The sequence below is a fragment of the Shewanella sp. TC10 genome, from assembly GCF_009663145.1.
Taxonomy (GTDB): Bacteria; Pseudomonadota; Gammaproteobacteria; order Enterobacterales; family Shewanellaceae; genus Shewanella.
Genome location: NZ_VKHR01000006.1, coordinates 1 through 23806, shown reverse-complemented (window position 1 = coordinate 23806; position 23806 = coordinate 1). Strand labels below are relative to the sequence as shown.

At 39.9% G+C, this 23806-nt stretch carries 22 protein-coding genes; 10 read left to right on the top strand and 12 right to left on the bottom strand.

Features of this window, described 5'->3' with window-relative positions; all coding sequences use genetic code 11:
* Positions 1-58: 58 nt before the first annotated feature.
* Positions 59-322: a hypothetical protein gene (locus tag FNZ24_RS03260; RefSeq protein ID WP_153912992.1), complete on the top strand. Its 264-nt coding sequence runs from the start codon at positions 59-61 to the stop codon at positions 320-322.
* A 352-nt stretch (positions 323-674) separates the two neighbouring features.
* Here FNZ24_RS03260 and FNZ24_RS03255 read toward each other — a convergent pair whose 3' ends face one another.
* A complete protein-coding gene (locus tag FNZ24_RS03255) occupies positions 675-1577 on the bottom strand; it encodes a LysR family transcriptional regulator (protein ID WP_153912991.1) in 903 nt (300 codons plus the stop codon).
* Between the two features lie 239 nt (positions 1578-1816).
* On the opposite strand from FNZ24_RS03255, the gene FNZ24_RS03250 reads away from it, so the two are divergent.
* The gene (locus FNZ24_RS03250) at positions 1817-2221 is read left to right on the top strand and encodes a VOC family protein (protein WP_153912990.1); all 405 of its coding nucleotides are present in this window, start codon (positions 1817-1819) and stop codon (positions 2219-2221) included.
* A 62-nt stretch (positions 2222-2283) separates the two neighbouring features.
* Complete coding sequence (locus FNZ24_RS03245) at positions 2284-2823, top strand: NADPH-dependent FMN reductase (protein WP_153912989.1); 540 nt, start codon at positions 2284-2286, stop codon at positions 2821-2823.
* Between the two features lie 27 nt (positions 2824-2850).
* Here the strand turns inward: FNZ24_RS03245 and FNZ24_RS03240 are convergent, their stop codons facing one another.
* The 3 genes from FNZ24_RS03240 to FNZ24_RS03230 form a co-directional block, all read right to left on the bottom strand.
* A complete protein-coding gene (locus FNZ24_RS03240) occupies positions 2851-3363 on the bottom strand; it encodes a GNAT family N-acetyltransferase (RefSeq protein ID WP_228768360.1) in 513 nt (170 codons plus the stop codon).
* 77 nt (positions 3364-3440) lie between these two features.
* Positions 3441-4097 carry a Bax inhibitor-1 family protein gene (locus tag FNZ24_RS03235; RefSeq protein WP_102529618.1) on the bottom strand — a complete coding sequence of 219 codons (657 nt, stop codon included), beginning with the start codon at positions 4095-4097 and terminating at the stop codon, positions 3441-3443.
* A gap of 85 nt (positions 4098-4182) precedes the next feature.
* Entirely contained in the window at positions 4183-4533 is a 351-nt protein-coding gene (locus FNZ24_RS03230) for a DUF4870 domain-containing protein (protein WP_153912988.1), read from the bottom strand.
* A gap of 469 nt (positions 4534-5002) precedes the next feature.
* Between FNZ24_RS03230 and FNZ24_RS03225 the strand changes: the two genes are divergently transcribed.
* Complete coding sequence (locus tag FNZ24_RS03225; protein WP_153912987.1) at positions 5003-6952, top strand: diguanylate cyclase; 1950 nt, start codon at positions 5003-5005, stop codon at positions 6950-6952.
* Between the two features lie 35 nt (positions 6953-6987).
* On the opposite strand, the gene FNZ24_RS03220 is transcribed toward FNZ24_RS03225, so the two are convergent.
* Entirely contained in the window at positions 6988-7785 is a 798-nt protein-coding gene (locus tag FNZ24_RS03220) for a molybdate ABC transporter substrate-binding protein (RefSeq protein ID WP_153912986.1), read from the bottom strand.
* 591 nt (positions 7786-8376) lie between these two features.
* Between FNZ24_RS03220 and FNZ24_RS03215 the strand changes: the two genes are divergently transcribed.
* Both FNZ24_RS03215 and FNZ24_RS03210 read left to right on the top strand, forming a co-directional pair.
* A complete protein-coding gene (locus tag FNZ24_RS03215) occupies positions 8377-9831 on the top strand; it encodes a methyl-accepting chemotaxis protein (RefSeq protein WP_153912985.1) in 1455 nt (484 codons plus the stop codon).
* A 91-nt stretch (positions 9832-9922) separates the two neighbouring features.
* A complete protein-coding gene (locus FNZ24_RS03210; protein ID WP_153912984.1) occupies positions 9923-10987 on the top strand; it encodes a hypothetical protein in 1065 nt (354 codons plus the stop codon).
* Between the two features lie 66 nt (positions 10988-11053).
* Here FNZ24_RS03210 and FNZ24_RS03205 read toward each other — a convergent pair whose 3' ends face one another.
* From FNZ24_RS03205 to FNZ24_RS03195, 3 genes are all read right to left on the bottom strand, one after another.
* Positions 11054-12796, bottom strand: coding sequence for a sugar phosphorylase (locus FNZ24_RS03205; RefSeq protein WP_153912983.1), 1743 nt, complete (start codon positions 12794-12796; stop codon positions 11054-11056).
* Between the two features lie 389 nt (positions 12797-13185).
* The gene (locus FNZ24_RS03200) at positions 13186-14406 is read right to left on the bottom strand and encodes a glycosyl transferase (RefSeq protein WP_153912982.1); all 1221 of its coding nucleotides are present in this window, start codon (positions 14404-14406) and stop codon (positions 13186-13188) included.
* A gap of 1 nt (position 14407) precedes the next feature.
* The gene (locus tag FNZ24_RS03195; RefSeq protein ID WP_153912981.1) at positions 14408-15262 is read right to left on the bottom strand and encodes an HAD-IIB family hydrolase; all 855 of its coding nucleotides are present in this window, start codon (positions 15260-15262) and stop codon (positions 14408-14410) included.
* A 662-nt stretch (positions 15263-15924) separates the two neighbouring features.
* On the opposite strand from FNZ24_RS03195, the gene FNZ24_RS03190 reads away from it, so the two are divergent.
* Entirely contained in the window at positions 15925-17133 is a 1209-nt protein-coding gene (locus tag FNZ24_RS03190) for a BamA/TamA family outer membrane protein (protein ID WP_153912980.1), read from the top strand.
* A 60-nt stretch (positions 17134-17193) separates the two neighbouring features.
* Here FNZ24_RS03190 and FNZ24_RS03185 read toward each other — a convergent pair whose 3' ends face one another.
* The 3 genes from FNZ24_RS03185 to FNZ24_RS03175 form a co-directional block, all read right to left on the bottom strand.
* Entirely contained in the window at positions 17194-19059 is a 1866-nt protein-coding gene (locus FNZ24_RS03185; RefSeq protein WP_228768359.1) for a GGDEF domain-containing protein, read from the bottom strand.
* Positions 19060-19286: 227 nt separating this feature from the next.
* Positions 19287-19703: a MarR family winged helix-turn-helix transcriptional regulator gene (locus FNZ24_RS03180; protein WP_153912978.1), complete on the bottom strand. Its 417-nt coding sequence runs from the start codon at positions 19701-19703 to the stop codon at positions 19287-19289.
* Positions 19704-19705: 2 nt separating this feature from the next.
* Positions 19706-20743 (bottom strand): cation diffusion facilitator family transporter, encoded by a 1038-nt coding sequence (locus FNZ24_RS03175; protein WP_228768358.1) that lies wholly within the window; start codon positions 20741-20743, stop codon positions 19706-19708.
* A gap of 425 nt (positions 20744-21168) precedes the next feature.
* Between FNZ24_RS03175 and FNZ24_RS03170 the strand changes: the two genes are divergently transcribed.
* The 3 genes from FNZ24_RS03170 (at position 21169) to sigZ (ending at position 23298) form a co-directional block, all read left to right on the top strand.
* Entirely contained in the window at positions 21169-21723 is a 555-nt protein-coding gene (locus tag FNZ24_RS03170) for a TMEM165/GDT1 family protein (protein ID WP_153912977.1), read from the top strand.
* Between the two features lie 152 nt (positions 21724-21875).
* Positions 21876-22574, top strand: coding sequence for a glutathione S-transferase family protein (locus FNZ24_RS03165; RefSeq protein ID WP_153912976.1), 699 nt, complete (start codon positions 21876-21878; stop codon positions 22572-22574).
* A gap of 151 nt (positions 22575-22725) precedes the next feature.
* Positions 22726-23298 (top strand): RNA polymerase sigma factor SigZ, encoded by a 573-nt coding sequence (gene sigZ, locus FNZ24_RS03160; RefSeq protein WP_228768357.1) that lies wholly within the window; start codon positions 22726-22728, stop codon positions 23296-23298.
* A 58-nt stretch (positions 23299-23356) separates the two neighbouring features.
* Here sigZ and FNZ24_RS21820 read toward each other — a convergent pair whose 3' ends face one another.
* The gene (locus FNZ24_RS21820; RefSeq protein ID WP_267463719.1) at positions 23357-23488 is read right to left on the bottom strand and encodes a hypothetical protein; all 132 of its coding nucleotides are present in this window, start codon (positions 23486-23488) and stop codon (positions 23357-23359) included.
* Positions 23489-23806 lie beyond the last annotated feature (318 nt).

The following is a 23806-nucleotide window of genomic DNA, read 5'->3' as shown; positions in this document are numbered from 1 at the left end:
GAAAACTAAGTCAAATAACTCGTAATGTTTTGATATAAACGATCGGTGTTAGCACGGAATGGGGCATAAACGAGTTACCCGTTTATGTTTTGTACTTCATCTATATTGGCTAAATTACTCAAGACCATTATTTCAATCTAACCCATTGCCTGCCGCAGGCTTATGTGCAGATACAACTGTGACACGCTACAAGTTCATCCCTGAATGCTCGGCCATGACGTCCATGTCATGGACGGTCACAGCCGCGCTTACACCGGAATTTTCATTTCTTCGATTTAACTTTATTCGCGTTAACTTAAAAATAAAAAAGATACAAATCTAAAAGGCACAATTTGAATTGAGGACGCAGAGAAAATAGCGTGAGCCTGACAGGACGTCAGGCTAGCTTTCGCGGTGCAGGGATGCACCATCGGAAGCGTTAGCATTTTCGAATAAGGCCGAAGCAGTAATCAAACGAAGTCTAAAGCTGGATCAATCCCCGTTGAAAACATGCGCTTTTCAGCATTTTTCGTTGGGGCAGCAAGGTGTTCCAAGAGGGTATTGCTGTTGGTACCCTTTTGGTCTGGTGTGGGCGAAGCGCCACGACGTTGATTTTTTTCAAATGATACTTTCAGAATTTGAAACAAGTTTTAGGGCAGAACCGTACATCTTGAGGTAGCTTAGGCACGTCTGCTTTAAGCCGGCATATGCTCCACCAGCAAGTCAATAAAACTTCTAACTTTTGGGGTTAAATGCTTGCGGCTTGGGTAAATCGCATAAATATCCACTTCTGGCTGATGATAGTCCTGAAACAACACAGTTAACTTATTTTCAGCTAATGCCTTGGTTAAATAAAACGACGGCAACCTTGAAATACCATGACCATCTAGCACCATGGCCAATTCCATATCGGCATTATTACAAGCAATCACCTGTGGTACATCTATGGTCATCGTGTCCTTTTGAGGATGTTCAAACACCCAGCGGTTAGGCTGTTTCATATTGCTATAGCAAATGCACTGATGAGTGATTAAGTCTTCAGGAGTCAGCGGCGTGCCGTGTTTAGCTAAATAAGCAGGTGTTGCAATGGTATAAGCATGAAACTGACTAATGCGTTTACAGATTAAACTGGAGTCATCAAGTTGTTGCGTCGCTCTAATCGCTAAATCATAGCCATCTTGAACTAAGTCCACATGACGATCACTGAAGTCGATATCCAGTTTAATTTGAGGATATAGACGCATGTACAAAGACAAAATGGGCTGTAAATATTGCAGGCCAAATGTCACTGGGCAACTTATTTTAAGGGTACCTGTTGGCGTTTGTTGACTACTATCAAGCATCACTACAGCCTGCTCAGCATCCATCACCATTTGCACGCATTGCTGATGAAACAGCTTACCTTCAGGAGTTAAACTCAGTGAGCGTGTAGTGCGATGTAATAAGCGAGTTTTTAAACGTTGCTCTAACTTAGTGATCGCTTTACTAATATAAGAAGTGGAGTGACCTGTTTTTTCTGCTGCTTCAGAAAAACTCCCTAACTCAATCACTTGTGTAAAAATAACCACACCATCAAACAGCTTAGTATCCAACTTCATACCCCTTCCCTGTTGTTGAGCCAAAATTGATAGTCACTCAGATCAAAATAAATCATTCACTCTCTACTGTACCTAGCTTATCTATTCCATAAAAGCCTCAATAATACAAAAAATCACCAATTACGAGTCATATGGAAAGAATAATTTGCCTTTTAGCCCCTTAATCGGCTTAGTGTTATTCAGTAAAGTAGCTGTATCGATTAGCAATAATCTACCCCATTGAATCGTCAGGAGAGAGCATGGAACACATCACTCGCATCAATCATTACGGACTACGTGTGAAAGATTTTGAAGTATCAAAAGCCTTTTATGCCCTACTTGGTTTCAAATACATAGCAGGGCCAATGGGGCCTGAGCCCGTCGCCATTGTCGAGCACCCATGTGGGGTTAATATCAACTTCATTCTGAATGCCGCTGATGCCGATACTAATGTGTTGATGGACATACCCACCAAACACACAGGCTACACCCATATCGCTTTGGAAGTCACCGATGCAAATGCAGTAATGAAAGCACTAGCAGATTTAAATATTCCACTGAGTGGCGAGCCCATGACTCATGTCACTGGCAGCTCATTTTTTATCAGAGACCCTGACAGAAATGTGGTTGAATTTATTGAATATAAAGGATTAAATCATCTTTAAGCTTGGTTTACTTCTTACCTAAAACAAATCTTAAATTGGCTTTAAAAGCCTAAGGCAATAACATGAAAATTTTAGCATTCGCAGCGAGCAGCAGTCGTCAATCAATCAACAAAAAGCTGGCGAACTATGCCGCTCATCAGGCAGCCAAGTTAGTTGAAAACGCAGACGTTGAACTATTAGATATTAATGACTACGAAATCCCGTTATTCAGTGAAGATCGTGAAAAAGAACTCGGTCAGCCTGAGTTGGCCAAAGCATTTTTTGAAAAGATTGGCAGCGCTGATGCTATCGTGATTTCATTTGCCGAACATAATGGTTCTTACACTGCGGCATATAAAAACTTGTTTGATTGGACATCGCGTATCGACCAAAAAGTATTCCAAGGTAAGCCAACGTTACTACTAGCCACTTCTCCAGGACCTGGTGGCGCTGGCAGTGTTTTAGCTGCAGCAACAGGTTCAGCACCTTATTTTGCCGCTGACGTGAAAGGCTCAATGTCAGTGCCAAGCTTTTATCAGAACTTTGATGCGGAAACGGGTGAGTTAACTAACACTGAGCTTGCTGCGCAGCTCTCTGAGGTTGTGACTCAACTCATCAGTTAACCTAGGCTATTTATATTAGTACACGATTTATATTAGTACACGATAGCGCTGTATTATTGCCGCAGCGTTATCGTCTTCTAGCTCAATTTCAGAGTGCAATATACCGCCATTAGCGATAATCATTTTGGCTGAGGCCAAATTAGCTTTGTAGCAATGAATGTGCAGCTCCTTCATGCCCTTAAGTTTCGCCACAGCAATAGTTTGACCCAAGAGTTCTATCCCTAAGCCTTCTCCTCTAAAGCTTGGACGAATACCTAAGCCAACATGACCGCCGCAATGACGAATAGTCTCATTCAAACTTAACCTTAGATTTGCCACTCCCAATAACTCACCAGCGTTAACCAACCAATAGGTTTCGCTTGCCACATAACCTTGAGGCAGATTAACCCCGTCAGCAAAGTCCTGATTTTTTTGTAGCATGGCTTCAAAATCATCACAGTCGAAATCAAGCGGAAACGGATAACGCTCTTCATCTTCCAACTCTGCAATGTACTGCAAATAGCTTTGACGATACTGCAAACAAGGCTTCACTAATTGCACTGACAACTCCTTTGGTGTGCTATAAAACAAAAAAGAGCCTTACGGCTCTTTCGTTTATGCCGAAATGCTATTACTTGCTACTTGCGCCCTAGAATACGTAAAATTCTTAGGAACAAATTAATGATATCCATGTACAACGCAGCGGCGCTATCTATCGCATTATCAACGGTTTTAGGAATTTGGTTCGCGCGACCCCAGTCGTAGCCTATGTAGCCACAAAAAATCAGCACCACAATCCAATCTAAAATACCGTGATGAATCCCAAATACATAAATTTCAATCAACTCAACGACAATCACCAACAATAATGCAATCGTCAGTGCGCCAGCAATTTTACTAAAAAAGGCAGGAAATAAAGTACCAAGGCACATCATTCCAATAGTAACTAAACCTGTAATTCTAATGGCTTCAGACACTAATGCCGCATCATATTGGCTCACCACTAAGTTAATAATGAAACCAAATGGCACCACAACAAAGTTATAACCAATAAAACTGACAATAGGTTTGTCGGAGGATGAGAATAAGTAAATACCTAAAAAACATGAGGCAAAGTAACCAATAAAGAACACCCATGAGTTGACTGACGCAATGGCCTCAGGAGAGATGTTAGTCACCATCCACCAATTAACGCCAAAACCCCAACAAAGGGTTAAACCTATGACCAAATTATACAGCGGCCCACTGATAATATTATCCGTGGTATGCCGACGGTCAAAAACATTTGTTTCCACTTAATACTCCTTTTAAGTGTGGCGCTTAATCAGCATGGCATAACTGCATCATGCTGATGTTCAAGCACTATGAATTTACTCTGACTTACTTAACTAAACGTAAAATATAAGGCACTTTGATGCTGTCACCTTTAGAGGCTGCAATTGCACCTAAAATACAAAATACTAGATTAAAAATACCTACAGCAAACATAGTTAACATACCAATGACAATGATAAATAGCAGGCTTGAAATGAAGTAACCAATAATGACTGTAATAGATAAGTTTAATGACTCTTTTGCTTGTTCACGGACAAACTCATCATCAGTTTTAACCAGATATAAAACTAACCCAGGAATAAAACCAAAAAAGATGGTGCCTATCCAGCACAATAACGCCAAATTTTTTGAATCTTGGCTAATATCTTCTACTTGCAAACTTGTTTCTTCGCTCATTTAAAATCCTTAACAACCTAATTTCCTAGGTATGAATAATATTAATAACCAATTGTTATTGAAGGCATATTAAAAAGTATTTATGACAAAGTTATGCAACGAAAGGAAGAAATAGGAAAAACTCGAAAGCTCCTTTTCACTTACTCGATAGCAATCCTTCACTCATCGACTCACAATATGTTTCTGTGATTAGATTAACCAGCGATGTTAACTTGTGCAATAGTTTTCATACTTTAATTTCAATTTTAAAGTATAAGATTAAGTATTTAAAAACATTACCTTAACTAACTTTTTCAATCATTAAAATTGATCTGTTTGTTTAAAACGTTCAGCAATCATCACGTCAAATTGAGTAACGGCTACATTCGTCAAATTATGGCCTATTGGCACATAAAGGTAACTATCACTTTGGTATCCCATTTACAGTAGCCGCAGAAGAGATTGACAACATTAATCTCAAGCCTGTGAAGTGAGTGATAAACCTATGCATAACGCCATGCGAAATAAGAGTATTCGAGTATTCAAACTTATTTTTAGCATCATTCTGATCTTTGGTATCAGCTTATGTTTATACGTTTTTAACCAATACCAACGGATTGAAAATGATCAGCTCACTCGCATTAATGATAGTCACGCTCAGCGCTTGGCATTTGCTTCAGAGCGTTTATCGAGTGTGATTGAAGAAGTGGATGACATGATAAAAAAGATCTCCACTAGTCCCCAAGTGGATCTATTTACCCAAACAGCCAGTTTGAGAAACCGAACCGCATTAGAAAACATGTTTTATTTCATTGTGAAGAATGAAAATGTCTACTCTCAAGTTCGCTATATAGATAACGCTGGCATTGAACTCATCAGAGTCAATAACAAACAAAACAACATAGAGCGAGTACCTTCATCTGAATTAGAAAACAAATCTAAACGCCCATATTTTTTGTATGCACAGCAACTTAAGCAAGGTGAAATAGGAACTTGGCCAGTAGATGTAGAAATCGAAAACGGTCAGTTAACTAAACCGATTAAAACCAGCTTAAGGATCATGACGCCTGTTTATAATCAGCATCAACGTCAAGGCTATATTGTGGTTAACCTCAGTGTCAGCAATGTACTTAAGGCTATTGAAGCAATGCAAAGTGATAGCTTTATCACTCGGATCATAGATGAAAATGGCAACATTCTCGCTAGTGACAATCCATCTGAAGAGTTAGGCCATTTTTTTACAACTTCAGAACAGCAAAGCATTACCAATAGCTTTTCAGCTTTATGGCAGCAAATATTATCAACAGATTATGGCCGGCTAACTACAGAGGACACGACTTACTCATACACAGAGCTTGGATTGAGTGATGTTTATGCTCCTCTTGGTAAGTACATTCTTATCACCACACCAACAAGTTCAGCTTTTGTTACTGAGCAAAAAAATAATTTACTCACTATTGCTAGCTTATTGTTATTACTCCTTTTAGGAGTATGTGGCTATATTTTCAAACTGTTCAACAGTCATGAAAATAGTGAGATGAACCAACAAATTATGGGCGCTGCATTTAATGGTGTCGCTGGTGTCATTATCACTGATCAACACTTTAAATTAATCAAAACAAATAAAGAATTCGCACGAGTTTCTGGCTTTACTCAGCATGAATTAATCGGTGAGTCATTGGATAAACTTAATATCCAATTTACCCAAGCTGAAATGACCACAATTAGACACCATTTACGCCAAGGTAATTGGCAAGGCGAGGTCATTGGGCAGGATAAACAAGACAATCCATATGCACTTATGGCTCGAATTCAGGTATTAAGAAATAACCTGGGCGCCATAAAAAAGTATGTGATCACCTTTACTGATATTACTCAGCGTAAACAGTTAGAGGAAACACTCAGAAACCAAAGTGAATCAGATCCATTAACTAACGTATGGAATCGCAGAAAATTTGACTATGAATTAAATAATCTGAGTGTATATACCAAACGCTATCCTAACTATCATGCCTGCTTAGGAATAATCGATATAGATTACTTCAAAAAAATTAATGATAACTTTGGTCATGATGTGGGTGACAATGCATTGAAAAACTTAGCTGACTTTCTTTCATCTCAATGCCGTGAAACAGATATCATCGCGCGTATTGGTGGTGAAGAGTTCGCTATTTTGATGCCGCATACTTCTCTTGACCAAGCTGAAGCCGTATTAAGTCGAATAAAAAATAATATCGATTCCAGCACATTAATGCCATTTACCGTCAGCGCTGGTATTTCTAGAGTTCAAGATGATGCCACGCTAGCTTATAAACATGCAGATATCGCTATGTATAAAGCTAAAAAAGCGGGCCGTAACCAAGTTAAGCGATATGATTCATCTGCAGCGACTCCAACAAAACAACGGGCAACTCTCAGTGTCGTGAATGCCCATTGCTAATCAATTTTAGGCCAGTGTGACTGGCCTAAACCTCGTTACTTTAATGGGGTATCAAAGCCGTATTGCGCTAATATTTCTTGTCCTTCGCTGGACAAAATAAAATGCGCTAAGCCTGCAGATTCTGGCGTTGCACCATTAATTAGCGTTAGCCCATATTGTGCGCCCACCGACAACTCCTCTGGCACACTGACAATGCGTAATGCTGGCACTTCTTTTTGTGCCAATACTGCGTTAGTACAATAGGTTAAAAAGATATCAGCTTGGTTATTTTCCATCACCCAACCATAAGGATTACGACCTTCTGGTGCTTTGGCAGAATGTTCACCACCGGTTAACTGTAGTGCTTTTTGTTGTAATAATTTTTCCGAGCCTGGTTGTACTTTTTCTGCTTTAGCAAACAGTTTCCATGCATAGTCACCTGCAGGATCCGCTTTAGGGGTAGAAGTACCAACTCTAATGTCTTTCGCTAGCATGCGTTGCAACAATTGTTCACTTGTCACTGACACATTAGCTTGGGTGATTGCACAAAGTTTATTGCCAGCAAAGCGCACAACAGGTCCCGCTATAGTGTCCTTGTTTAATGTTTGGGGATGCTTCATATTGGCTGATGCATACAAATCCACTTTCTCACCTTGCTCTATTCGTTGTCTTAATAACCCTGAAGGAGCAAATTGTGAAGCAACATTGACGCCGTATTGTTGTTGGTATTGTGTGATAACGTCTGTCATTGCAGCCTTTAAACTACCTGCAGCTCTGAATTCCACTTTTTCACTCGCTGCAGTAGTCATTGAAAAACCACTGAGTACTGCCAAGGTTACTAACCATTTTTTCATTTTTACACGTCCTATATTTCTTCATTTCCATGTATTTCACCGACACGACATTACGTCATCTCGCTATTCATCGTAAGAATAACGAGTACACATAAAAAAATAGCGGGCTTCATCGCAAAATTTAATATTCACATCAATTATTTACAAAGGTACTTAACAAGAATTTAGGTAAATATGAGACAAAACATGTGTAGATGATAAGAGGATGGCACCTAATACATGCCACTGATTAAATTACCTATAAATATGCCTAACAAAACAGACAAGCAAGCCGATAAAACCTTATAAACATCAAATCTAGTTCAAATGAAGCCGCCAGCATGACCTCTAAGAGACGACTAAACTAAATACCGGCTTCAGATGCACGCTTGATAATAGAAAATGATAAAAAATAGTCAATGACAATAAGACTGAGATCTGCCTCGGGTTAATCAATATCGATACTCGGTACCATGCTTAACTTCAACCTATATCAACGTGTGACAGGCAAGCTTAACGTCACTAAGATTTACAAAGCATATTGATATCCAGACAGCCTTGATAAAGGTTGTCGGCACGGATGATGTGACTTTGAATAAAGGAATACTCGACATGAAACAAATCAATTTTCGCAAAGTCGACGCCATTCTCATTAAGTTGAGTTTAAATGGTAAGTTTTGGGTTATTTGTACACTCGTCACCATAATAACTGCCGCAATCGCTGTCAGTAATTACTTCTCGACCACGTCTAAAATTGAACAAGCCTCTGAAACGTTTGCCCAATCGAGAGTCGAAGCTCTTGCCGATGGCGCACGTGCCCTGGCACTTGAGGGTCAATCATTAATGGACTATGCCCAGCGACTAGATGCCCAAATAGGCCCATTAACCCAAGCAAGACGCAGTGGTAATAATGTCACCGTCAGCGCCCCTATTGATAACCAAGCAATCATCATCACTGTTAATGTTGCTAAGTTGGAAGCTGATGCATTTTCAAGTGCCAACTACCTGCTATTATTTGCCTTTTTAGGTTTATTGCCGCTGTATTTAGTCTGCTACTGGACGTCGACATCGTTAGGCGGAGGATTATGGGATATGTATGTGGCAATTAAACGTCTTGCAGATGGCGACTTAACTTGCCGACTTAACTTTTTTGGTACCGACGATTTCAGCTTAATTGCTCGTGAGATAGATCGCAGCGCCGATAATATGAGTGAAATGGTCACTGCTATTGCCGCTAATGCTCAAACCCTCTCTGAAGCTGCTAACGAGTTCAACCAGCAAGCAAACCAAAGTGAAGAGCTCACTCAGTATCAACATGAGTTTTTAGATACGGTATCAGTGGCAATGACCCAAATGACCGCCGCCATCGAAGAGGTGTCTCATAATGCCAGCGGCACATCCGAACAAAGCCAACAAAATTCAGCCCAAGCCAACAATAGTCAAACTCAAATTGCTGAAGCGGTAAAGCGTATCGGTGTGCTAACCAGTCGCATTTCAGAGGCATCGACCTCTGTTGGTGAACTTTCACAAGCTGCGGCCAATATTGGCGCGGTAGTAACAACCATTAATAGCATATCTGAACAGACCAATTTGCTAGCACTAAATGCAGCCATTGAAGCCGCGCGAGCAGGTGAACAAGGTCGTGGTTTTGCAGTGGTAGCCGATGAGGTTCGGACACTTGCAAGTCGAACCCAACAAGCCACGGTAGAAATTCAAACCATGATTGAAGGATTGCAAAAAGATACCAATACCTTATCTCACATCACTACCGATATTGTGTCACAAGCCAACCAAGGCAGAACCGCCATCGAATCTGTCGGTGAGGATGTTGATAGCATGGTGGGTTCAATCAGCCATGTATTTGATATGAGTTCGCAAATCGCCGCCTCATCAGAAGAACAAAGCGCAGCTTCTCGTGATATTGCCAGCCAGTTAAACGATATTCGAGGCCAAGCAGAAACCATTCGAGAAACAGCCCACCGCTCAGTATCTCTCGCGGCAAATTTATCAGAATCATCAGCAGGTCTTGATGATATTTTGAAGCAATATACCCTTGCAGAGAAATAATTAATGATAGAAAAGTAAATTAACCTACCGTCCCAGTTAACATTGTTGTTACAATAACTATTGGTAACATCATGAAAATTAGGGATAATTAATGAAATACGTTTTAGCATTGATAGCTTTTACTTTATTATCAGGCTGTGGTTCTGTTCCATATAAAACTGATTTAGCAAAAGAAAATATGGAAAAACTGGATAACTCGCGAATTTATGCCAACTTAACCAGTAATAAATTGGGAGCACAATACAATAGATTTGAGTCTCATGCCGCTGGCGCAGCTGGAGTATCTGCGGGGGCATTAGGGGGGCTTCTTGTTGGAATAACAGAAGCTATTGTTAATGAGTCACGCGAAACAGATGCTGAAGACGCTATTAATAAACTGCGTGAAGTACTAGAAAGCGACGCGCTAGAAAAAGCCTATCAGAAGCAATATCAACAGCTAATTACCCAACTACCACAACTAGCTGATAACGAAGTAAAAGTATTAAATGAATGGCCTTCAAAAGGCATTAAATCACTTAGCTTCGGCGGGAAACCAGCTTTTTTAGTGCTATCGCCAGACTATAGCCTGACACCTTCAAACAGAATGCTGCATGTTTTTTTAAGTGTAGAGTTATACGAACCTAAAAAAGGTAAGAAACCTTCACTGTTATATCGTAATAAATTTTTGTACCAATCAAGATCAGCTAGAACAATTAGCAACATCAAATCCCCAGAAGAAATTGAAGCTCAAATAGCTGAAATAAAACTAGAATACAAAGACCTACCTTCAGATACGTTTGCTAGAAATAAAGCCATAATCAAAAGAGATAAAAAGATTAAAGCTGTCGGTAATACGTATACAACAGAAGAAGCAGCGGGTATGCAAGCTAAGGTTTGGCTAGAGAATGATGCTGCATTACTTAAACAATATATGCACGAAGGCGTTGAAGAGGTCTTCTCAATGTTCGCATTTGATTTAGTAAATAACACTGAATTGAAAGCAATGAAAACAACTGAGGTATTCGACAGCCCAACAAGTAAGGAAGCAGGTAGAAAGTGGCACCGCTTAGCTGATAATTGGTTAAAAGGTGTAATGATTTCTATGTATGAAAATGATCCATTTCTTGGAGTAAGAATGAGTCAGGGCCAAAAAATCATTGGCCATCATAGGCAATAAAATAAGAACTTAAGGCAAACACTATATGTTTAGTATTTGCCTTAAGTTAAGCCAGTAACTGAATTCTTAAGCCACATTGCTTATCCACACAGTTTGATAAGGCTCTAACAATTTAACTGCTGTAATATCGCTAATCACTTCACCATCAATTAAATCAAACCAAGTTTCAGTGCCAATTAAGTTAAGTTCAGCTAACGGTAAATCCATAGGTTGATCGGTAATATTACTGATACAAAAAATGCTTTGTCTACGATCACGGCTTTGACGCCAAAATCCAAATAACTGTAAACCTAAGTGCAAGGTAAACTGGGTGGCATTGGGGTTAAAGGCTTTCTGGTTGGTTCGAATACTAATGAGCTTAGTTAATGACGCTAACACTTTACTGTGTGTATTCTGCTCATCAGCTAATAAGCTATTGAGAGTATGATAATCCCAGCGATGGCGGTTAATAGAACGGTTATGGGAGGTGTTCGCCAACTTTTCATAGTCATTTTCAGTACCTAATAAGCTATGAATATAAATCCCTGGGATCCCTTCTAGCCCCAACATAATCGCATGTGCACAAGTAAATCGCGCCAAACCATGCTGATCTTTGCCTTTGGTTGTACCCTGTAAGGCATCAATTAAAGCGATATTGATTTCATAAGGTTTTTTCTCGCCACTTTCACTGGTTCGACTAGAAATTTTGCCGCCAAATAACGCCATGGTATCCACAAGCGTGTTGATTTCATCATCTTCCAATATCCCTTCAACAGGCCTTAACCCTACCCCATCATGGGAGGCAATAAAGTTAAAGTAAGTCGTACCGTCTTGAGCTGGAGGCATACTCATTTGCCAGCGTTTTAAATACAAACAACTGCCTGTAATTAAGCTGTTTATCAGTAAAGGAGGCAGTGAAAAGTTATAAATACAATGGGCTTCGTTAGCGTTACCAAAATAGGTTAAGTTTTGAGTATTTGGAATATTGGTTTCAGTAATGACCACTGCATCATATTGTGCATGCTCTATAAGGGTGCGCAGTAAGCGTATGACCTCATGAGTTTGTGGTAAATTGATGGATTTAGTCCCTACAATTTTCCACAAAAAAGCCACCGCATCTAAACGAAATATATTCACTCCGGCATCGAGATATTGGCGAATAATCCGCACAAATTCCATCAGGACTTGCGGGTTTCTGAAGTCAAAATCAACTTGATCGTGGCTAAAAGTACACCATACTTGCTGCCAACCATTACTGGTATGTGTTGGCCTAAGTAAATCAGAGGTTCTTGGGCGCACTACTTCTGATAAATCATCATCAATATTGGCAGTAAAAAAGTAGTCATGTCCCACTCCCTCACCTTTAATAAAGTTTTGAAACCAAGCGCTACGACTAGAACAGTGATTTATGACTAAATCAGACATCAAGCGTCGTTTGCTCGCAATGGTTTCGATGTCAGACCAATCACCTAAGCCATCATTGACACTGGAGTAATCAATAACCGCAAAACCATCATCTGAGCTAAATGGAAAAAAGGGTAAAATATGCACCGAATTGATGCACTCAAGATGCGTATTCATAAATTCAGACAAGGTAGCCAACGGCTTTTGTTCAGAGCAAATGATGCTATCGCCATAAGTGATCATCACCACATCTTGCTCAGACCAATGGTTACTATAGGGCTTTGGGGTAAAGCCGCCTTGCTCAATACGCATAGTATCAATTAACGATTCAGCTAATTCATCGCTAGATAGCTTGAGTTCAACATCTTTATAAATACAATCAAGCTGTTGAATAAGCTTGTGTTTTAAACTTTCAATTTCTGTCATAAGTCTTTCTTCTAACGTTAATCATTATTAATTACTGTTAGTCACTTGATGATACTTAACTCAAATGGCTAACAGTAAAAACGATAGGCCAGAAAATCCAATCAATAGGGCCTGTTGATCTTTCTAGGTTGTTTTCGCAGCGAATTGTTGGTCATTTGTACAAGGCAGAGACTTTGTGGTGTAGTTATTCTACATAAAAAGTCGATAACGCAGTAAAAATGACCAACAAACGCTGCCCGAAGGGTTCGACTAAAAGCGTTTTGCTATTTGTTGAATGCATCTTTGTGAATAAAAGGTGCTTAGATGACTAGGCATCAATTCATCCGCCTCGATTAAAACGCTTTTATTTCGAACAAAACTTAGTCAGCAAAGGTCAACAGGCCCTACTTCTACATGAACTCGGCATTATCTGCTTCAACCGCTTCTTTAAGCTGTTCAAGCACATCTGGCATAGCACTGATCACACGACTCCACGTCGGCATAAATGGTGTTTCCATCGGGTTATCTAAAAAGCGCTGACCTGCTGTAACAATATTTTGAGTGAACATTTCAACGGCTTTTTCTTCAGTATGGATATCTGTGGATAAGCCATTCATCAACGCATCATTATGGTAGGTTTCAACATAGTCCAGCGCGATGCGGTAATAGGTCGCCTTTAACGTTCTGAACGCTTCAGTATTGAAGGTTTCACCTTGAGTCGCCAACTTTCTGAAAAAGGCTTTCGTGATATCAATAGACATTTTAGATAGGCCAGCCTCGGCATTATCTAATGATAAGTCTTGATGTTTATGATCGTAATTATCGGCAATATCGACCTGACAAATTCGATTATGAGCATAGTTTCGATGCATTTCACTGAGTACACCAATTTCCAGTCCCCAATCACTTGGGATACGCAAATCATTCAATACATCACGGCGAAATGAAAATTCACCCGCAAGTGGATAACGAAAGCTATCCATATATTCTAGATAATCGTTATGACCAACGACTCTTTGCAAGGCTTTAATCAATGGCGTGACCAATAGGCGTGATACACGGCCATTAATCTTTCCATCAGACATACGGGCGTAATAGCCTTTACTGAACTCATAGTTAAACTGAGGGTTAGCCACGGGATAGAGTAAGCGTGCTAATAATGACTTTTCATAAGTAACGATATCGCAGTCATGTAATGCCACCGATTCAGTTTTACCCGATGCTAAAGTGTAGCCCATGCAATACCAGACATTACGTCCTTTACCTAGCTCTTTAGGCGCTAAACCTAACGCACTAAGTTTGGCATCTAATGCCTGTAATCTTGGGCCATCATTCCATAATACTCGGTGATGTTGCGGCAATTGATTAAAGAACCCCAGTGCTTGCTTATATTGTTCTTTATCGGCTCTATCTAGACCAATAACAATTTCATTGAGATATGGCACTTCTTTCAATTTATTAATGATTTGAGGTAATGCCTCACCTTCTAACTCTGAAAATAGAGAAGGTAAAATCAAGCCTAAAGGACGAGTCTTAGAGAACTTCATCAAGTCCTTTTCCATTTCATCGTGGGTACGCTGAGTTAAATTATGTAGCGTAGTAACAATGCCATTTTGATAAAAATCAGCCATGTTATGCCTCCTCTAGCGTAAATGATGGTGTTGGTGTCGATGATTCTAATAACAAAGCCTGCAAGCACTCAGCCCAACCTTTAGGGCCGTATTGCTGGCTTTGCATGGTCTTATTGGCAGTGTTAATTTTTGGGAAAGTATGTGTCGGGGATTTAATTTGAATCGCCACATCAGCAGCTTCTAACATGGCGCTGTCATTGCCACTGTCACCCAGTGCAATGGTTTGCACACTGGTTTGATAAACATCAGCATAAACTTGGGCTAACCAGTCCATAGCGCGGCCTTTATCGGTATGACCCCCCACATGTAAAAAGCGGCCACCTTGCAACATATTGGCGCCTAGGCTATTCATATGCTTAATAAAGGCTTGTTTGCGATTTATATCTGCAGTCCATAGCACAGGCTCTGAATAATGCCTTACTAAGGCCAGTGTGGCCTTTTCTTCAGATAAATCAGTTAATTCACATAACTCTTGTGCAGTTAAAGTTGAAAAACCAATATAGTCACTGCTAAAGTCACTCGCCTCGGTATCCAATAGCTCTAACCAATGTTTTCTTGGTTCGCAAAATTCTTTTACCCAATAATAACCTTGGGTTATGGTGTCAGCGGGTTGAGTGTCAAAATAGCCAATAGGGATGTAAACCACCGCTCCATTTTCAGAAATAAAAGGCGAATTAAAACCAATTGTCTGTTGAATTTTTTCCATTTCAGCAAAAGTTTTGCTGGTGTTTGGAATGATAGGAATTTGTTTTTCTACCAATGCCTCAATCACTTCAATTGCGCTCGAAAAGCTATAATCATAATGGTCGAGTAAAGTGCCATCCATGTCGGTAAAAATTAGCGGTCGTGTGGTCATGTTTATTCCCTTCCTTACGCAAACAAAAAATCTCTCTGTTTAAAACGTTTCAGGTAATGTGCCAGATCATCCTAAACTGCACTAAATTGGGTCAAACAAATTCGTTAACCATTGAAAAATTTAAACAAATTTTTTTAGCAATATTTCATGAAACTTCACTTTTTTGGAGGAATACTAGGTTTGTTGCTGGGTTTTAAATCACGCCTCGCACTAACATGGTGCAAATCATATCCTTTTCATCGCGATCACTCAGCTAGGCAATAGGCTAAAAAGTAATGCCTGAAATCAGCAGTGGTTAAGGATAAGGATGAATAAGAGGGTGAAGCTGAAATGGTTGAGATTGATTCAGTCGGTAAGCGACTCGAAGCCTTTTATAACAGATTAACGGCTTATTGGTAGCAGTAAGCTGAGTATTAAGCTTGGGCTTTCCCTACACTTATACAAGCTTTGTGAGGGTTTCATCCATCATAAGCGAGTTATGACTTTATTCGAATTCCATTATATTCCTTTCTGCCAACAGGCATTAAGCGGTAATGAGGGTGCTTTAATTCAACTATAAGCATACTTATCCACTCCAAGGGACCTCATTACCGCTTTCTTAATTAACCCTTTCATGTCATTTAAAACGCTCTTTTACTGCGCTAGCTATCAGGTCACCTCTCATGTTGAGAAAAATTATCATTTGTTCAATTCTATTTAGTCACACTGTGCAGGCAGATAACGATAATGATTACTTCGACCCTATTGATGGCCAATTCGACATGGGGCATTACCTAGCCGAAAATGCCTATGGTTTTTTACCCGTACCTGTAATCATTACAGAGCCAGCTGTAGGTGTGGGTGGCGGTGTAGTTGGACTATTTTTGCATGAATCAGATGAAGAAAAAGCCCACAGACAAGAGCAAGCCATGGCATCTTTAGATGGCGGGGCTAAGCTCATTCCGCCTGCAATAACCGCCGTAGGTGCTTTGGCTACTGATAATGGCTCTTGGTTTGCCTTTGCTGGTCATCGGCATTCATGGAAGCAAGATCATATTCGCTATACGGCTATTGGTGGTGCGGGGGAAGTGAACTTTGATCTTTACTCTACATTAGGCGGTCTACTTCCTGTTGAGCAGCCACTTCAATTTGATACCCAAACCACAGCAGCATTCGCCAGTCAGAAGCTATTATTTAGAATCCCTGACACTAGCTTAATGCTGGGAATAAAACAGTTTTGGGCACAATCGAGTATTTCTTCATCGAACCAAGTTGTTGATTGGATTTTTGAGAAAGCGCTTGGAGATCACAATACCACTTCAGGGCTTGGCTTAGCTGCTGAGTACGATACTCGCGACAATATGTTTTACCCGTCTGAAGGTTATTTATTGTCAGCTGAGTACATGAGTTATAACAAGGCTATGGGTTCTGATTATTTGTACGATAGTTTAGAAGTCAGTGGTCAAAGTTTTTGGCCTGTTGCCGACAAGTGGACTTTAGCGGTCGCAGGTGACTACCAAGCTTTTTATGCCAAAGATGACGCCTTGCCGCCTACAGTAAAGCCTTATATCGATTTACGAGGTGTCTCGTCATATCGCTATCAAGGCGATCAGGTGGCGACATTACAAACCCAAATCATGTACCACCTGAATAATCGCTGGACCTTGTCTGGATTTTACGGATTAGGTTATGCCGTTCAAAACAATGAATTATTAAGCTCATCCACTCAAGCCAATTCGATAACCGAGTCATCTTCTGATGAATTGATATCAGCCTATGGCGTGGGGTTTCGCTATCAAATTGCCCGTCGCTACGGCATCCATATGGGAGTTGATGTGGCGTTTAGCGAAGAAGAAAGCGCACTTTACTTTAAAGTAGGTAGCGGATTTTAATATTTAAAGATAATACTAACCGCACTCACAAAGAGTGCGATTAACACTCATCATTAAGTCCTACGCGCACTGTTTAGCAAGATACACTTTATTTTTACCGGAAAATTTAGCTTGATATAGCGCATCATCAGCTTGCTTGGTTAAATCAGATAATGTGGTCGATACGCGGTCGAGGGTGGCAACGCCTAAACTAATGGTAAATTCAACGTTCACGTCTTCAAATTGGAATGACTGCGCCGCAATGCCATTACGGAGTCGATCTGAAATGGTAAATGCGTCATCTAAGTTAGTGTTGTCCAAGATTATTAAAAATTCTTCACCACCGATCCTGCCCACTAAATCTTCTTTTTTGAGCCAACTTCTCGCTCTTTTAGCTGCAGCTTTAATGGCTAAATCACCAATATGATGGCCATATGTGTCATTGATCGCTTTAAAATTATCAATATCAAATATAATCACCGAGGCGCTGTGACCTTTGCGTATTGCTTTTTCTATGATTTTTTGACCTTTCTGGAAAGTATATCCCCGATTAGCTAGGCCCGTAAGGTAATCTGTTTGCGCGCGCTCTTTTAAGGTCTTTCTTGAGTGCAGTAACACCAGAACAATGGCAAATAACACTATCGCCAGCACCAGAAAAAGTGTCAGTCTTAAATCACTAATCCGCTCTTTATCTTCTATTGCAGCCCAATTTAATTCATTAATTGCTAAGCGATTTTCAAGTAATTCATTTTCAAAAGAAGCCAATTTAATATTATGGTCTAGTGAGCTAGTTAGTACTTTACTGTCAATAATGCTTTGATTGTTCTCTCGCTCAATATCCACTACCTGAAGAAATAAATTGGCCGCTTTAGCAGGGTTATTTTCAGCCAGTGCAATAATCGCATCAGCCTTTAACATCATATCCTTCATATTGGCTGGAAATTTATCATCCAGTCTAAATATTCTTGCCATTTCAGCTGCTTTATTCAAGTCACCGCTACGTGTATAGGCAAGAGCCAAATACAAATAAGTACTCGTTATAAAGTATTGCTCTCTGGTGGTATCTTGTAACGAGAGTGCTTTTTCAAGATGAACAACTGCTTGGGTAAAGTCGTATGTTCTTAGGGCAAGTTGACCCGCATTAAGGTGTGAGAAAAACAATAAGTCTCCTTCACCATTAGCTTCTCTTGCTAACTCAAATTGCCGCAGGATGCTATCTTCAGCTTTTTCCCAATCACCTAACTTAATCGCTTGGCTTAACATGTTGTGCTGCATGTTAAACATATCTTCAATATCGTTGATAGTTTTCCAGGTTTCATAAGCTATTTTAAAGTTTTCATAGCCACGTTGATGCAACCCCACACGACGATATAAGCTGCCTGTCGCGTTGTAAATTAAAGCCTTACGATTAACATTTAATTGATCACTTTTATCCACCACCATTATTGCTTCATCAAGTAAATCAATGCCTTTATAAATGTTGTCCGGTTCAATATAACAAAAAGCATTTTGGGTCAGCGTTTTAGCGAGGAGTTCTGAATTAGTGTGTTTGCGGGCATATTCAAGCGCTTGTTTTCTATCAACGCAATAGGTCGCCGGATCATTAGATTGGAGATATAACGCAAAAGAACGTTCTAAATGACTATCAATGAGAATGTCTGACACTGGCAAATATTTAACTAAAGCAATGCCTTTATCGTAACTTTCAATAGCTTGGTTTAGATCGCGAGTTTTTTCATAAGCTTGCCCGTATAGAAAATAGGCTTGTGCTTGTTGCTGCGCCGACAGGCCGCTGTTGGTTATATCAAATTCATCCAACAGTACAACAGCTTCTGCAGGTGTGACATCAGCCACTGCATTTTGTAATTCTATTAGGGTTTCATTAGCAAATACGTTACCGCAGAGCAAAGAAAGACAGCCGAATAGGCAAACCCGCCACCTTTTCATCAATACTATGTCCATATAAAACCTCAACATCATAACCCTTTAGCAGTATATCTACTTCAGAGTAACACAGTATTCCATTCTAGATAAATTATTGATTTAAAGATATATTTGTTACCTTTAGTTACATATATAACAAAGAACTTTGATCATAACCTCGGTTTAAATTCACTAAAAAGTAATAGACAGAAATAATTTCGGTTCACTCGTGGGGGATGTTCGCCTTTCAGCTAAAATTCTTGATTCATTTTCTGTAAACATGACAATAGGATTTGTGCTTCTTCTGCAGAAACATGACGGGTAAGATCATTCATTAGCTCAAGGTGTAGTTGGTTATGCTGCCGATGAATTTCCTCACCGGCCTGAGTAAGTTTAACCACAGTTGAACGACCATCTTCAGGGTGTGCACCACGTTCAATTAGCGCTAAATTTACCAATTTATCCACTTGAACAGTTAATGTTCCTGTCGTTATCCCAAGCTTTTGCGCTAACTCTTTCATTCTAAGTGCACCATGACAACCCAACACCTCAATGGTATGAGTTTGCGCCAGTGAATAGCCTGTTTCTTTGACAACAGACTGCTCCCAAGAAGACATCTTGTCGTAAAACTCAGTAATAGTTTGGTTAAGCAATTCGGTATTTGGCATTATTATCTCATCGGGTGCACTTCAAGCGTTAGATGATGGATTTTATCAAATTGACTCAGTAAGGTCTTATATTCAGCCACAGAAAAATCAGCTTGTTTTGCCACTAACGTTAATGCTGCTGAATAATGATGACCGCTGATCTTCCATATATGCATATCTTTAACATCTGCATAGGGTGCCAATGTTGCGATAATCTTGTCTCTATACTGAACATCAATATTTTCATCAAGTAGCACTGGGCTTGTTTGCTTCATCAAACCTAATGTCCACTTAGTAATCACAATCGCACCGACGATGCCCATAACAGCATCTAACCAATGCCAGCCGTAAAACTTGCCAAAAACCAGTGCAATAATCGCTAACACAGAGGTTAAAGCATCAGCCAAAACATGCATGTAGGCTGCACGCAAATTATGATCATGATGTTTGTCGCTATGCGAATTAGCATTGTCTTTTTCATTGAGCTGCTCGTGCGCATGAGCATGCGAATGGCCGCGTGAATGACCATGAGAGTGACTGTGCGAATGACCATGCGAGTGACTGTGCGAATGGCCATGTGAATGTCCATGGCTGTGTGAATCGTCATGATCATGATGATGGTGCTCACCCAGCAAGAAAATACTGGCCACATTCACCGCTAAGCCAATAAATGCCACCATGATCGCTTCATTAAACTGAATGGTTTGCGGATTAAATAAACGGTGAACAGATTCAACAATCATTAATAATGCAACGATACCCAATACTATTGCACTGGTATATCCCCCAAGAACACTCACCTTTCCTGGCCCAAATGAAAATTTATCAGTGTGAGCATGTTTTCTCGCATAACGATACGCAAACAAGGTGATGCAAAATGCGGCGGCATGGGTGCCCATGTGCCAGCCATCTGCCAGTAATGCCATCGAGCCAAAAACGGTACCTGCAATAATCTCCACCACCATAGCTGTCACGGTCAAGATTAAAACATATAAGGTTCTTCTTTCACCTGAACTTTGCTGTGCACAAAAGTCATGTTGATGTTCAGTAGTAAATTGCACTTGGGCACCTTTTAGTTTGACTATCAAAGTATTTATTTAAAATACCTTGATAATCAAACTAAATCAATGTCATTTGGACTATTTAATGAGGGTTAAGCATATCCCAACAAGGATTTACAAAGTAAACAGCCGTTTCTTTTAACAATAACCTCTGAAATAAGCTTCTTTGTAAGCTAGATTTTTGCTTGATAAATATCCTGACAATCTTTACACTGCGGCTGTCTTTGGGGAGTAACTTGCCACTCATTTAAACAGCCTTTAAATAAGTCGGTTTGTTCGTCAACATAATTGATGCACATCATCATGGCGTTCAAGACTCAGTACCAACTGAGTTTAGTGAGACCATAGACAATGATCGCAACCCGAGGTGGGGAGTGAGCATTGTCTTAGGTTAATCATAATCCCCGCCTCCAAAAGAGTATTCTGTGAGCGTATTAGCGATTTCCATTACCACTGTCGCATTAGCCGAAATTGGTGATAAAACCCAACTGTTATCTTTACTGCTAGCCAGCCGCTACCGTAAACCCATTCCCATTATTGCTGCCATTTTTCTAGCGACGATTGCCAATCATGCTTTAGCTGCATATTTAGGTGTAGTCATCGCCGACTACCTTTCTCCTCAGGTATTAACTTGGGTACTAGCAATAAGCTTTTTAGCGATGGCAGCGTGGATACTTGTTCCTGATAAGCTCGATGACGATGAGAAAGTCTCAAACAGAGGGCCATTTGTTGCCAGCTTTATCGCCTTTTTCATTGCCGAAATAGGCGATAAAACTCAGATAGCCACCTCTATTCTTGGCGCTCAATACGCTGATGCGCTAGCGATGGTGGTGATAGGAACCACTATCGGCATGCTACTCGCCAATGTCCCTGTGGTGATAATTGGAAAACTGTCTGCAGATAAGTTGCCATTAGCATTAATACGCAGAATTACAGCAGGTTTGTTTGTATTGCTAGCTATGGCTGCAATGTTAGCTTAATACCAGTAAACCATTGATATAGAGCTATTACCTAAATTGGGGTTAATAGCCTTTAGAGTAGAAGATAAAAAGTTTCGTCTTTTTTTATCAGCCTTCGTCTTATGAGTAATTAAACAATTAAATTTGCATTACATCATAAGAAGGCACAAACCATGATTAAAATTATCAGCTTTAAAATCTGTCCATTTGTTCAACGTGTTACCGCAGCATTAGCGGCTAAAAATATAGCTTATGAAATTGAATACATCAGCTTAAGTGATAAACCACAATGGTTTTTAGATATTTCACCGAATGGACAAGTGCCGGTGATGGTCACTGAAAATGGCACTTCATTATTTGAGTCTGATGCGATTATTGAATACATCGAAGATGAATATGGTCCACTTGAGCAACACGTTACCAATGAGCAGCGCGCATTAGATCGAGCGTGGAGTTACTTAGGGTCTAAGCATTATTTAGCACAATGTGGCGCGATGAGCAGCAAAGATAAAGCGACCTTAGAAGCTCGGTTTGAAAAATTGTACAAAGCGTTCCAAAAAGCTGAAAATCAGCTTACTGGCAGCACCCAGTTCTTTAAGTCTGATGCATTAAGCAACGTCGATTTAGCTTGGTTACCACTACTTCACCGCGCTGATATTATTAAGCAAAATTCGGGCTATGACATGCTATGCGGATTACCAAAAATGCAAGCATGGCAACAAGCTATAATGACATCAAGCTTAGTTGAAAAAACAGTATCGAGTGATTTTGTTGAAAAATTCTCAGGCTTTTATTTAACCAATACCTATTTGGCTGAAGGCAAAGATATTGTGCAAACAAGTTGCAGTGGGAGTGCGAATTGCTGCGGTTAAATCGCTATTCAAATAGCAAATCAATAGGCTGTAGGCGTTATACAGCCTGATAGTGCAGCGCTACAGTGTATATTAAGACAACACACAAACTGATCTAAGTATGGCTTAGATCAGTTTTGCGTTTCAAATAAGGCGCTTTATAGGAACTTATATGACAACATCAACCGCTATCAGCATCGAAACTATTTGGGCAGAATATCGCACTAGCCTCAAGGCATTTTTGACTAAAAATGTCTCCAACCATGCTGATGTGGATGACTTGCTGCAAGAGATCTTAATTAAAAGTTATAACAGCTTAGAAAAAATCCAAGACACCAAAAAGCTAAAGTCTTGGTTATTTCAAATTGCTAATCACACCATCATCGATTTTTATCGCAAGCGTGCTAAGAACCAAACAAGCGAATTACAAGAACAATATGACTGGGCATTAGAAGAAAGCGAAGATATTTTTGAGCAAATGACTGATTGTATTTCGCCATTTATTAATGGTTTACCACAAGAAGAAGCTGAGTTACTTACTGCAGTTGAGCTCAATGGAGTCGCCCAAAAAGCCTATGCTGAACAGCAAGATATTAAGTATTCGACCTTAAAATCGAGAGTGCAAAAAAGCCGCCAGTCTTTATACAGCTTATTTAATCAATGTTGTGACTTTCACCTTGATGCCAAAGGTAATCTTGTTTCCTATACCCGTAAAACGGGTAAAGATTGTGGCGGTAAGTGCTAGTGGTTACAAATTATTGAATACTGCTTAGTTGTTCAGAAAATCAGCCAGTTTCTAGTAGCTAACCATTTCTCATGCCTACTAGTCGGCCAAAGAAATGAGATAAGCCCACAGTATTACGAATTCTTTCTGCCCACATGGCCCCGAGCACAAAACCGACAAGCGCCATCATAGGCACGGTGAATTCTCCCATTTGYYCTAGACTTTTTCATGTTAACGTTCATCATCATCCCCCCTTATTTGGGAAAGTGTTAATACGCTAGCGCATTATTAACTCATGTCCCGCAAGAGATACTTCTGGCAACCCATTGGGTTGCCATTTTTTTTTGCTTATCGTTTCTCTTATTTAGATAGATGAAGTCTTTGTTTACGGATACTGGGCTCGGTTAACTTGAAATACTAATGAAGAGCTGTAAATAAAAGCACTAAAAAGCCGAAAAACACACAACAAATATTAACCCAGCAAATCAGATACTTAAACTCAACTGGCAGATGGTAAATACTAATATCC